The 12,433-nt window shown below is 33.9% G+C and carries 14 protein-coding genes; 5 read left to right on the plus strand and 9 right to left on the minus strand.

Annotation, left to right across the window (positions count from 1 at the left end):
* Positions 1–8: 8 nt before the first annotated feature.
* Positions 9–1,019 (minus strand): class 1 fructose-bisphosphatase, encoded by a 1,011-nt coding sequence (gene fbp / locus DFQ02_RS03550; protein ID WP_116039591.1) that lies wholly within the window; start codon positions 1,017–1,019, stop codon positions 9–11.
* 125 nt (positions 1,020–1,144) lie between these two features.
* Here fbp and DFQ02_RS03555 point away from each other — a divergent pair, with 125 nt between their 5' ends.
* From DFQ02_RS03555 to DFQ02_RS03565, 3 genes are all read left to right on the plus strand, one after another.
* Positions 1,145–1,639, plus strand: coding sequence for a GNAT family N-acetyltransferase (locus tag DFQ02_RS03555; RefSeq protein ID WP_116039592.1), 495 nt, complete (start codon positions 1,145–1,147; stop codon positions 1,637–1,639).
* Positions 1,626–2,891: an aspartate kinase gene (locus DFQ02_RS03560; RefSeq protein ID WP_116039593.1), complete on the plus strand. Its 1,266-nt coding sequence runs from the start codon at positions 1,626–1,628 to the stop codon at positions 2,889–2,891. The genes DFQ02_RS03555 and DFQ02_RS03560 overlap by 14 nt, the downstream gene beginning before the upstream one ends.
* A 135-nt stretch (positions 2,892–3,026) precedes the next feature.
* Positions 3,027–4,865, plus strand: coding sequence for a GNAT family N-acyltransferase (locus DFQ02_RS03565; protein WP_116039594.1), 1,839 nt, complete (start codon positions 3,027–3,029; stop codon positions 4,863–4,865).
* Between the two features lie 5 nt (positions 4,866–4,870).
* Here DFQ02_RS03565 and DFQ02_RS03570 read toward each other — a convergent pair whose 3' ends face one another.
* The 8 genes from DFQ02_RS03570 to DFQ02_RS03605 all read right to left on the minus strand — a co-directional run bounded on the left by DFQ02_RS03570 (position 4,871) and on the right by DFQ02_RS03605 (position 10,522).
* Positions 4,871–5,494, minus strand: a complete 624-nt coding sequence (locus tag DFQ02_RS03570) for an arsenate-mycothiol transferase ArsC (RefSeq protein ID WP_116039595.1) — start codon at positions 5,492–5,494, stop codon at positions 4,871–4,873.
* 275 nt (positions 5,495–5,769) lie between these two features.
* Entirely contained in the window at positions 5,770–6,189 is a 420-nt protein-coding gene (locus DFQ02_RS03575) for an NINE protein (protein ID WP_116039596.1), read from the minus strand.
* An 89-nt stretch (positions 6,190–6,278) separates the two neighbouring features.
* Positions 6,279–7,043, minus strand: a complete 765-nt coding sequence (locus DFQ02_RS03580) for a sulfite exporter TauE/SafE family protein (protein ID WP_116039597.1) — start codon at positions 7,041–7,043, stop codon at positions 6,279–6,281.
* Between the two features lie 99 nt (positions 7,044–7,142).
* Positions 7,143–7,601, minus strand: a complete 459-nt coding sequence (locus DFQ02_RS03585; protein WP_116039598.1) for a DUF1801 domain-containing protein — start codon at positions 7,599–7,601, stop codon at positions 7,143–7,145.
* 55 nt (positions 7,602–7,656) lie between these two features.
* Positions 7,657–8,592: a 2-hydroxyacid dehydrogenase gene (locus DFQ02_RS03590; RefSeq protein ID WP_116039599.1), complete on the minus strand. Its 936-nt coding sequence runs from the start codon at positions 8,590–8,592 to the stop codon at positions 7,657–7,659.
* A 65-nt stretch (positions 8,593–8,657) separates the two neighbouring features.
* Positions 8,658–9,002 (minus strand): HopJ type III effector protein, encoded by a 345-nt coding sequence (locus DFQ02_RS03595; RefSeq protein WP_116039600.1) that lies wholly within the window; start codon positions 9,000–9,002, stop codon positions 8,658–8,660.
* A gap of 1 nt (position 9,003) precedes the next feature.
* Positions 9,004–9,678, minus strand: a complete 675-nt coding sequence (gene rsmI, locus DFQ02_RS03600; RefSeq protein WP_116039601.1) for a 16S rRNA (cytidine(1402)-2'-O)-methyltransferase — start codon at positions 9,676–9,678, stop codon at positions 9,004–9,006.
* 100 nt (positions 9,679–9,778) lie between these two features.
* A complete protein-coding gene (locus DFQ02_RS03605) occupies positions 9,779–10,522 on the minus strand; it encodes a hypothetical protein (protein WP_116039681.1) in 744 nt (247 codons plus the stop codon).
* A gap of 110 nt (positions 10,523–10,632) precedes the next feature.
* Between DFQ02_RS03605 and DFQ02_RS03610 the strand changes: the two genes are divergently transcribed.
* The gene (locus DFQ02_RS03610) at positions 10,633–11,280 is read left to right on the plus strand and encodes a thymidine kinase (RefSeq protein ID WP_116039602.1); all 648 of its coding nucleotides are present in this window, start codon (positions 10,633–10,635) and stop codon (positions 11,278–11,280) included.
* On the plus strand, positions 11,273–12,379 hold the full coding sequence (gene alr / locus DFQ02_RS03615) for an alanine racemase (protein ID WP_116039603.1): 1,107 nt from the start codon (positions 11,273–11,275) through the stop codon (positions 12,377–12,379). Before DFQ02_RS03610 ends, alr begins: the two co-directional genes overlap by 8 nt.
* The last annotated feature ends 54 nt before the right edge of the window (positions 12,380–12,433 follow it).

Below are 12,433 nucleotides of genomic sequence, written 5' to 3' on the forward strand. Positions count from 1 at the left end.
ATGTTAGTTTATTTTTGAGCCTTCCTCATAAATTCTTCAGCCTTTTCAACCATGTTTTTGCTACCGCAAATAAATGGAACACGCTGATGCAATTCGGTAGGTTGTACATCCATAGTTCTTGTAAATCCGTCACTGGATTTGCCATTAGCTTGTTCTGCTAAAAAAGCCATGGGATTACACTCATATAACAAACGTAATTTCCCATTAGGATTTTTAGAACTTTGCGGATATAAATAAATGCCTCCCTTAATCATATTTCGGTGAAAATCTGAAACTAAAGAACCTATATATCTAGAAGTGTATGGTCTATCATCAACTTCTTCTTGACAGTATTTTATATAATTTTTTACACCCTGCGGGAAATGAATATAATTACCTTCATTTACAGAATATATATTCCCATCTACTGGGAATTCCATTTTAGGGTGAGATAAGTAAAATGAACCAATGGCTGGATTTAATGTAAACCCATTAACACCATCACCTGTGGTGTAAACTAACATAGTAGAGGTGCCATAAACTACATAACCAGCAGCAACTTGCTCACTTCCTTTTTGTAAAAAGTCTTCTAACTGAACTGGAGTTCCAACAGGTGTTACTCTTCGGTAAATTGAAAAGATAGTTCCCACTGAAACATTGACATCAATATTTGAGGAACCATCCAGCGGATCGATTAAAACCACATATTTATTTTGATGATTTTCATCTTGACTATTAATGGTGATAAAATCATCTTCTTCCTCACTGGCTATTCCACAAACAATATTTCTTTTAGTAAGTGTCTGAATAAATTTATCATTGGCATACACATCTAATTTTTGCTGATCTTCACCTTGAATATTGGTGTCTCCTGCAGCGCCTATAATATCAACCAAACCCGCCTTATTAACTTCGTGATTAACAACTTTTGCGGCTAACCTAATGGAGTTTAACAAACTAGATAATTCTCCTGATGAATATTTAAATGAGGCTTGATTCTCAATAATAAACTCGCCTAGAGTTTGTTTTTTGTGAGACATAGTTATGTAGTTTAATTTGCTACAAATATCTATTAATTTTAACAGACCTACAACGTTTTCATATTAGAATAAAGAATTGTTTTCTTTTTACTTTAGCTTATATTTGGAATTATTTAAGACATACCATGAAGTTCACAATCAGGAAAGCCACCAAAAACGATATGGCAGCAGTATTAAAATTAATCAAACAATTGGCAGAATATGAGAAAGAACCTGATGCTGTTGAAGTAACTGTTGCCGATTTGGAAAAAGACGGTTTTGGTGAAAACCCAGCCTTTTTTTGTTATGTTGCCGAATTGAACAACAACGTGGAAGGTATTGCCCTTGGGTATCACCGTTACTCTACCTGGAAGGGAAGAGCTATTCATCTTGAAGATCTCATTGTAAACCAAAATTTGAGGGGTTCTGGTATAGGTTCGGCTCTATTTGATGCATTTGTAAAGCATGGATACCAACTTGGGGTTAAGCGTATTAATTGGGAAGTGTTAGACTGGAATACACCCGCTATCAACTTTTATGAAAGTAAAGGCGCCAAAGTTATGCGTGATTGGGATGTGGTTCAAATGAGTGAAGACAGTATCAAAAAATACATAGCAAAACTTAATAATGCAAATATATAAGTTTGGTGGAGCTTCTGTTAAGGATGCTAGCGGCGTTAAAAATCTTGCTTCGGTTCTAAAAACCATAGGCTATAAAAACACTCTGGTAGTAGTATCTGCCATGGGTAAAACCACAAACGCTTTAGAAGTAGTTGTTTCAAATTATTTCAGTAATAAAAAAGAACTTCAAAGTTCAATTCAGGAAGTCATTAAATACCACAATGATATTTTATTCGATCTTTTCGATACTGATGGCTATGGGGGCGAAAATCATGCTGTTTTCAAAAAAATAAAATCTTTTTTTGATGAGCTTAACATCTTTCTTAGAACAAATAAATCTCCAGACTATAATTTTGTATATGACCAAGTGGTTTGTTTTGGTGAACTGGTTTCTACCACTATTATTAGTGAATATTTAAACTCTATAAACATTAAAAACCAATGGGTTGACTCCAGAGAATTAGTTAAAACTGACGCCTATTACAGGCGTGCTAATGTAAATTGGGAAACCACTCAAAACCTAATAAGCACTCAACTAAATACGAGTATTTTAAATATAACACAGGGGTTTTTGGGTAGTGATGTTAACAACTTTACTACTACACTAGGTAGAGAAGGAAGTGATTATACAGCCGCTATTTTTGCTTATTGCTTAAATGCTCAAAATGTCACAATCTGGAAAGATGTTCCTGGTGTATTAAATGCAGACCCTAGATATTTTGAAAACGCACAATTACTACATCAAATATCATACAGAGAAGCTATTGAGTTGGCATTTTATGGTGCTTCGGTTATACATCCAAAAACATTACAACCGCTTCAAAGAAAGGAAATTCCCTTACAGGTAAAATCATTCTTAAATCCAAAAGAACTAGGTACAACTGTTGGAAAAGGTGTTGCCATAAAACCTCTAATTCCTTGTTTTATTGTAAAGAAAAATCAGGTATTAATTTCATTGTCATCCTTAGATTTCTCATACATTGTAGAAGATAACATTAGTGACATTTTCAGCTTACTCCATACCTATAAAATGAAAGTAGATGTCATACAGAATTCTGCTATTAGTTTTTCGGTATGTGTGGAGAATATTTATGATAATCTTAAAACATTGTTGCAACAGTTACGAGCTAAATTTAGCGTAACCTGTTATGAGAACGTATCTTTATACACTATAAGACATTATAACCAAGAAGTTATAAAGCAATTAGAACAAGGCAAAACTATTTTATTAAAACAATTAACTCAAGAAACTGTTCAAATAGTAACCAAATAGTTTAAGCATACCATTTCTTATATTTAGATACACTATTTATTGTTTAATTAACAACCTTTAATTTAGTCGAAATACATTTTTTGATTTCACTTTTTTTGAAATTAAAAATGGAAAAATTCATGTACTTTTACGCTCATGAACAAACATCAGGATTTAGGTTTGGTAACCGCCAAAGAAGTAGCCAAAGCCATTCAGCTGGATAAATATGGCCTTATTGGCACTTTCGTAGGTTGGATTTTGATGAAGGTTCTTAAAATATCTACGCTTAATAAAATTTACAGACGTAACAAGCATTTAAGCCATTTAGATTTTTTGAACGGTATTCTAGGAGATTTTCAAATTAAGTTTGAAATCCCTGAGGAAGACTTAAACCGTTTACCAAAAGATGGGGCATATATTACCATTTCTAATCACCCTCTTGGAGGTATTGATGGTATCTTACTTTTAAAGCTGATGCTAGAGCAACGCGAAGATTTTAAAATTATCGCTAATTTTTTGCTGCATCGTATTGAGCCTATGAAGCCATACATCATGCCCGTAAATCCTTTTGAAGACAGGAAAGATGCGGCCTCTAGTATTGCTGGTTTTAAAAATTCAATCTTACATCTTCGTGAGGGACACCCTTTGGGTATTTTTCCTGCCGGAGAGGTATCAACCTATAAGGATGGCAAGTTGGTGGTTGATAGACCTTGGGAGGAAGCAGCCATGAAATTGGTTAAGAAAGCAGAAGTTCCTGTAGTTCCTATATATTTTCATGCTAAAAACAGTAAACTTTTTTACAAGCTCTCTAAAATTAGTGATACGTTTAGAACTGCAAAACTACCCTCTGAATTACTCACTCAAAAACGTAGAACTATAAAAGTTAGAATTGGAAGACCTATTCCTGTAAATGATCAAAAGGAGCACAAAACTCTTGAAGATTTCACAGAATTCCTGAGAAAGAAAACCTACATGCTTTCAAATTCTTTTGAAAAAAAATCTAAAATACTGGATAATATTTCTTCAACTTTAAAAACGCCTAAACCACCAAAACGCATCGTAACACCCATTGAAACCAGTGTTATGGAAAATGAAGTTGAGGCACTAAGGCAAAACAATTCCAGGTTACTGGAGAGCAAAAACTATGAGGTGTTTTTAGCTGAAGCTGATAAAATACCTAACATACTAAGAGAAATTGGTCGTTTGCGTGAAATTACCTTTAGAGAAGTAGGTGAGGGCACCAATGAAGCCATAGATTTAGATACTTTTGATACCTATTACCACCATATGTTTTTGTGGGATAATGAGAGCAAACTTATTGCCGGTGCTTACCGTATGGGCTTGGGCTCCAGAATATTTGAACGCTATGGTATTAATGGTTTCTATTTGCAAGATCTGTTTAGGTTTGAGCCAGAACTTTACAAAATGATGAGTGAATCTATTGAGATGGGTCGCGCCTTTATTGTTAAGGCTTACCAACAAAAACCCATGCCTTTATTTTTGCTTTGGAAAGGTATTGTTCATACAACCTTACGTTATCCAGAACATAACTTTTTAATTGGTGGTGTAAGTATAAGCAATCAGTTTTCAAATTTCTCTAAATCATTGATGATTGAGTTTATGAAATCGCATTATTATGACCCTTACTTGGCACAGTTTGTACGCCCTAAAAAAGAGTTTAAAGTAAAATTGAAAGATGCCGACAAAGATTTTGTTTTTGATGAAACCGAAGCAGACTTAAACAAATTTGATAAAATTATTGATGAAATAGAACCAGGGGCTCTACGTTTACCGGTACTCTTAAAAAAATACATAAAACAAAACGCCAAATTAGTGGCCTTTAATGTTGATCCGCTTTTTAATAATGCTGTTGATGGGTTAATGTATATAAGAATTGCCGATCTACCCGAAAGCACTGTACGACCTGTAATGGAAGAGTTCCAAGCCGAATTAGAAAGAAAGTATACTAGTCAAAATAGTAATACAGCAACGTGATTTCTTTAACAAATAAGTTTAGAAAACACAAACTTCATTTCCGTAGCTATTTGTAAACTTCGGTTTAAATAAGTTTCTGTTTGGTGTGAAGTTCCATCAGATTTTTTAGGATCTTCATAGGTAATAGCCATACGTTTATCGCAGCCAAAAACCATAGGGCAACCTTCATCAGCCGACGAACAGGTCATGATAGCTGCATATTCTGAAGTAGGATTGAAAGTGTCTCCGTAAGTTTTTGAAAAAGCTATCACCGCAGGTTCGTTTTGTGAATACTTAACACTATAAACCGGATTATTGCCTTCAGAAAGTTTAGTAATTTTAAACCCTTGATTCATTAAAGTCTCTCCTACTTTTGGAAACATGGCCGTAGCTTCGGTACCACCAGAATAACATGACACGTTTGGAATATTAAAATAAGCTGCCATGGTTTGTGCCCAAATTTGAGATAAATGACTTCTTCTGGAATTATGGGTGCAAATAAAGTTTAATCGAATAGGTTCTTCTCTCTCAATCTTCTCATTTAAATAATCGATTAAAGGTTTTAGAATGTCTTTTCTCTCCTCTGAAATTGTATTGATATCTAAAGACTTTATGGTTTTAGAAATAGTCTCAAATAAAGTGTTTTTCATGTTTTCTGCTAATTCAAAGCATTTCCTTTATAGCTTAACCGTATTTTTCAAGCAGCAAATTTAAGTATTAGATTTTTATTCTATATTTCAAAATCGTTAACAAACAACGGTTGAATTTAAACATAACTTCAAATTTAAAAAACAAAGACTCCATGTAATTTGTTTACTAGTAAAATTAAAGTGGCCCAATTAAGTAAAAACATTAGTTCATCGTAATATAACAATGGATAGATTGTTAAAAAATACCAAATGTAAGGATTTGGTATTTTATTATTCTAGAACCAAGGTCTTTTGCCCACTTGATACGTGTTATAAAACTCTTCATCAGACTTAGTTAAATAAACAATACCTTCTATAAATGGTATTATTCCGGCTATACCACAAGTTATAAATGTGGCTATTAGTTGAATGATGCCTTCTTTATTATAGCCTAAAATAAACTTATGGATTCCCAAAGATCCAATAAGTATAGCTAGTACTCCAGCTAAAACCTTTTTATTCTCTCCTCCTAGTGACTCCTTGGCACTTTCTGCAAACTCTGTAGCAGATTCTTTGGCTTCACTAGCAAATTCTTTAGCCTTTTCCTTAGCTTCTCCAGCCATTTCACTGGCTTTATCGGCTGCTTTTTTGGCACCTTCTTTGGCGTCACCTAGCATCTCATTGAGGTCATCGCTTAAACTTTTCTCGTCAGACATTCTTTATTGTTTTACAGTTAGATTATAAAATTATAAATTTAAACTCAGTTTATATTATAAGTATATTAAATTTTGATTCTGTTACAATTTTATCTAAATAGCATAACGATACCTCCTATAGCCGTTATGATAATTATGAAACGTCTATAATTGGAATTAGAAATAAGCTTTACCACCTTGGCACCTGCAAAAAAACCAATAGCCACCAATGGAAATAATGCTATATTAAGTATTAATGTATCTTTTGATACAGTTTTCCAAACAAAAAAATGAAAAGGTAACTTAAACACATTAATAATAAAAAATAACCACGCTGCTGTACCTATGAATTCGTTCTTGGGTAATCGCATTGCTAAGAAATATACGTTTGAAATAGGGCCTGCTAAATTGCCAATCATAGTTGTAAACCCTGCTAAAAAACCTGTAGAATAGGAAAATAACTTATTGCCAGGAACGGTTGTAGACTTTCTGTTTTCAAAGAACCACATAACAAGAATAGAGCCAATAATGATGACTGCCATAACACGTTTAAATAAAACTTCTGAAATAGCATCACCCACCCAAACACCTACCAAAACACCAATAATCATCCAAGGCAAAAGCATTTTAATAAATTTCCATTGGGTGTGCCTATTGTAATAACTTACTGCCAAAATATCGGCGCTTATTAGCATGGGCAAGAGAATTCCTGTAGACGCTTTTTCACCAAAAACAAAGGCCAAGATTAAAACTATAAGAATGCCAATGCCTTTGATTCCCGATTTAGAAATACCCAAAACAAATGCTGCAAACCCAATAGCTAACCAATTAAATAATGAAAGATTGTATGATTGAAAAAGCTCAGTTAGTCCCAAAATAATTTGTTTAAATGTAGTTTTTAATGGTTCCCTTAATGCTATTTATTCCCATCGTTATGAATTTACCTGAGAAATTTTTAACTACAATGTTATTATTTATTTTTTATTTAACGAATCTTTATAAATCTGAATCCACTCCTCTGCACTAACCTTAGCGGCAAGCTTGCCTATAAGATCATAAGGAATATCGTCCATTCGTTTCAATCTTATGCAGCTTTTTCCCATATCCAGTTTATACTTGCAGCGTTTTGTATATTCTGAAGTAAACCAATCACATAACTCTTTTTTAGCATAAATACCCATACTATAAACCCCAATAAAGTTTTTCTGTGATGATAAATTCATAAATGGTAATGGTAATTTAGGATTACAATGATACCCATCTGGATACACCGAATGAGGAATTACATAGCCTAACATACCATAACTCATGCATTCTTCAAAGCCTTTAGGTAAGTTGGCTAAAATTTGTTGTCTTAATTTCAAAAAAGGTTCTTTTCTGTCTGCAGGTAATTCGTCTATGTACTCTTGTGGTGTTATTGCTTTTGATTGCATACTATTTATTCTTTCTGAAGTACATCAAACCTTAAAACGATTGTATTAATTATATTTAGTGAAATCTGGCCTTAATTTTATCTACAACAGTTTGCGCCAATTTTGCCTTACTCTCAATCGTCCAACCTGCTATATGAGGTGACAACATAACATTATCGGCTTGAATTAAATACTGAAAGGCTTCTGGCATATCTGAAGAGAATAGGCCTTCAAAAGATGCATTTTCATACTCCAACACATCTAATCCTGCACCAAGAATTTTACCTGTTCTTAATGCTGACACCAAATCTGCAGTTACTACACTTTTACCTCTTGCGGTATTAATTAACCAAAATGGTTTTTTAAACGCCTTTATAAAATCAGCATTGATCATTTTTAATGTTAAAGGTGTTTGTGGGATATGTAAACTAACCACATCTACCCTTTCCTGAAATTCTTGTAAACTTACTTGTTTGGCATTTTGATTACCCACATTATCCTTAATATCATAACACAATACATCAACATCAAATCCTCTTAGCTTTTTTGCAAAAGCCTTTCCCATATTACCGTAACCAATCAACCCAACCGTTTTTTCATCTAGCTCAACTCCACGGTTTTCCTCTCTTAACCATTTTCCGTTTCTAACTTCAGCATCCGCTTTATTGAGTTTGTTAAATAAGGACAATAACATACCCAAAGCATGTTCTCCAACAGCATTTCTATTGCCTTCAGGCGCCGATATTAAGTACACGCCTTTGGTTTCTGCATAATTACAATCTATATTTTCTAGACCAGCGCCAACTCTGCCAATGAATTTTAGGTTAGTAGCGGCATCTAAAAATTGCTTATCGATGCTAAATCTGCTGCGAATAACAATCCCATCATATACTGAAATTTTTTCTTCTATGGTTTCTTTTGAAGATGAGTAATCCTCATGATTTGTATAGCCTAAATCATTTAGCTGATTTATTAGTAACTCATGATTGGTGTCGAGATGGAGGATTTTCATTTACAACAAAATAAGGGTTCAAAAGTAAAAATAATGGGTTGCTGAAACAAATTCAGGAAAATACGTTACTTTGTCTTTAAAGGATCTTTATCAAAAAACAAACCCTCAAAACCTGTTTTCATGAAGTTTCTAATATTTTGATGCCCAGTTCCATTGGGGTCTTTTAAAACATCTGTAAAATAATGCTCCCCAAAACATGTCAAGGTTTCTTCTTTAGTTAGGTTTTGCATTTTAGCAAAAGCAAATAACTTGCAAGAGCCTGAGTTTTGTCCTTTGGCATTTTCTAAAGGTCCATTTTTAAAAGCTGTTGGTATAAAATCGTAGTTTAATTCTATGACATCCATTGTTTCAGAAAAGGCAATCTTTTCTGGATTACTTCTTAGTTTATTTTTAAATTCGTCTATGTCCATTTTAGTCAGTTCTACCACCCACAATTATAACTATTTCTCCTTTGGGTGGTTTATTAGTGTAATATTCTAAAACTTCTTTTGCGGTTCCGCGAATGGTTTCTTCAAACAGTTTGGTTAGCTCTCTGGAAACCGAAACGGGTCTGTCCTCTCCAAAATACTCACAAAAATGCCCTAAGGTTTTAATCAATTTATGCGGACTTTCGTAAAAAATCATGGTTCGGGTTTCTTCTGCTAATAGTAAAAGCCTAGTTTGACGCCCTTTCTTTACAGGTAAAAACCCTTCAAACACAAACTTATCATTTGGAAAACCAGAATTTACTAGTGCTGGTACAAAGGCCGTTGCTCCTGGTAAACATTCAATATCAATATTATTCTCTACACACGCTCTTGATAACAAAAATCCAGGATCTGAAATAGCAGGTGTCCCTGCATCACTTACTAGAGCTATTTTAGTCCCTGCCTTTAACTTTTGAATAATACTATCAACCGTTTTATGCTCATTGTGCATATGATGCGATTGCATTGGTGTATTTATTTCAAAATGTTTTAAGAGTTTACCTGAGGTTCGGGTGTCTTCGGCAAGAATTAAATCGGCTTCTTTTAAAACCTCAATGGCTCTTAACGTGATATCTTTTAAATTTCCTATAGGGGTAGGAACTATATATAGTTTACTCATGTGTTAGTGATTGCAGTGGTTAGCTTTTGGCGAGGTGGGCATTGAGCCAAAACTATGAACGAAAAGCACGACTGCGCTAAGGCGCAAGAACACCCAGACATTATTGAAATTTAGCTTCTATGATTTGTAAAAAACGTTCCTCAAATTCTTCTTTTCCAAACCAGTCCTGATAGTCTGGCTTTACTATATCATTGATAAATTGATGGGCTTCGTGAAAAGTAGCTGTAGTATTTATTTGTGAAATTACGCGGTCATAATCTTCTGGCTTCCCATCAAACAAATGCTTTATAAAAGCCAGCTTATCATTCAATCCAATGTTAAGTCCACCACCTTTGAGCTTGTCATTCAATGTTTTTTTTGCACTGTTTTCACGATCATTTATCTTAGACACAGGTTCAAAAACAGGCATTTCTTCAAAACCAGCGGTGATTTCGTCTAAATCATGTTTCTTGCTAATTCTTTCTGACATGGACTCTTCAAAAATGGCATCAACCTGCTCAGTTTCCTGAGGCATCTGTGCTACCATATCTTTTATGGTCTCCATGAGTGGCTCTGAAATGGCCTCTTTTTCATTATCATCTAGGTTGATATAAATTTTATCTTCAATCTCTATATTATCACTTATCTTATTGTTAAAAGCCGTATCTAACATTCCAAAAAAAGAAGAATCACTACCTATGGTTGGTATATCTTCATCAAAATTTTCATGAGCAAATTTTAAAACAGTAAGTTTCTCATACAGTGCCATAACCTCAGTATGCATTTTTATGATGTCTTCTTTTCCTTTTAGTTTAATAATTCTATGAGCAATACTTACTAATTCTGATTCCAACTTCTTCTTCATCAATTCAAAATTTTTAAAATTTAATCTACTTTTGGCTTTTGATTTTAAAAAAAATAGAGCCACCTTTATACAAACGAAAAATTGCTTGTTATTAGTGTTAAAATTACGAAATGTTTCTTGAAAATACGGTAAATCATAAAGAACAATTTGGCTGGATTGAGGTTATTTGCGGATCGATGTTTTCTGGTAAAACCGAAGAATTGATTCGTAGGCTTAAACGCGCCCAATTTGCAAGACAAAAAGTTGAGATTTTTAAGCCGGCCATTGATGTGCGTTATGATGAAGACATGGTAGTTTCTCATGACGAGAATCAAATACGCTCCACACCAGTGCCAGCAGCAGCAAATATTCCTATTTTAGCCGATGGTTGTGACGTTGTGGGTATTGATGAAGCTCAATTTTTTGACGATGAAATTGTGAGAGTTTGCAATGATTTAGCCAATAAGGGTGTTAGAGTTATTGTTGCCGGTTTAGACATGGATTTTAAGGGCAATCCTTTTGGCCCTATGCCTAACCTCATGGCAACGGCAGAATATGTTACAAAGGTGCATGCCGTTTGTACCAGAACTGGAAATTTAGCTCAATATAGCTACCGTAAAGCGCAAAACGACAACTTAGTTATGCTTGGAGAAATTGATGAATACGAACCTTTAAGCAGAGCAGCTTTTTACAAAGCTATGATGCGAGACAAAGTAAGAAATATGAAAGTGAACGACGCTGAAGAAGTGATAGCAAAATCAAAAAACTCCAATGCTTAAAGCGCAAGAAACTGTACTTGAGATAGATTTAAACGCGCTTAAACACAATTTTAAGCATTTAAAATCAAAACTAAATAATAACACCAAATTTCTAGCCGTTGTTAAGGCTTTTGGATATGGTAGTGACGCTATCGAAATTGCCAAGTACCTACAAAATTTAAATGTTGATTATTTTGCAGTTGCTTATGCCAATGAAGGAGTAGATTTACGTAAAGCAGGCATTTCTAAGCCCATTTTAGTGTTGCATCCCTTAACTTCAAACTTCAAAGCTATTATAGAATATTGCTTAGAGCCAAGTCTATATAACATTAAAGTATTAAATGAATTTATTGAAGTTGCCGCAAAAGAAAACCAAACAAACTATCCGGTTCATATAAAATTTAATACGGGTTTAAATAGGCTGGGGTTTAATAAAAATGATTTAGACCAAATAGTTACCAAATTAAAAAATACTTCATCGGTAAAAGTAAAATCCATTTTTTCTCACTTAGCCGCCAGCGAAGATTTAGATGAAAAAGCATTTACCTTGAACCAAATTGAAACGTTTAAAACTATTGCACAAAATTTTATTGAAGCTATTGGTTATAAACCAATACTTCACACTTGTAATACCTCTGGGATTTTAAACTACCCCGAGGCACATTTTGATATGGTTAGATCTGGGATTGGACTTTATGGCTTTGGAAATTCTGAAAAAGAGAACAAGAATTTAAAACCCATTGCTAGTTTAAAAACCGTTATTTCTCAAATTCACAAAATTGATAGAGGAGAATCGGTTGGTTATAACAGGGCTTATAAAAGTGCTGGTTTTGTAAAAACGGCTACCTTACCCATTGGTCATGCTGATGGTATTGGAAGACAATACGGCAATGAAAAGGGTTATGTCATTATTAACGGAAAACAAGCCCCCATAATAGGTAATGTGTGTATGGACATGATTATGGTAAACGTAACCGATATTGATTGTAAAGAGGGTGATGAAGTTATTGTTTTTGATACAATATCAACAGCTGAAAATTTAGCCCAAACAGCTGGTACTATTTCATATGAACTCATTACAAGCATTTCACAACGAGTTAAACGTATTTTTTTACGTTAGAAATCGAAATACAAAGTGACTTTTTCTTATTTTAGTATTTCACTAACTATAATA

It is taken from the genome of Seonamhaeicola aphaedonensis, from assembly GCF_003386195.1.
Lineage (GTDB): Bacteria > Bacteroidota > Bacteroidia > Flavobacteriales > Flavobacteriaceae > Seonamhaeicola > Seonamhaeicola aphaedonensis.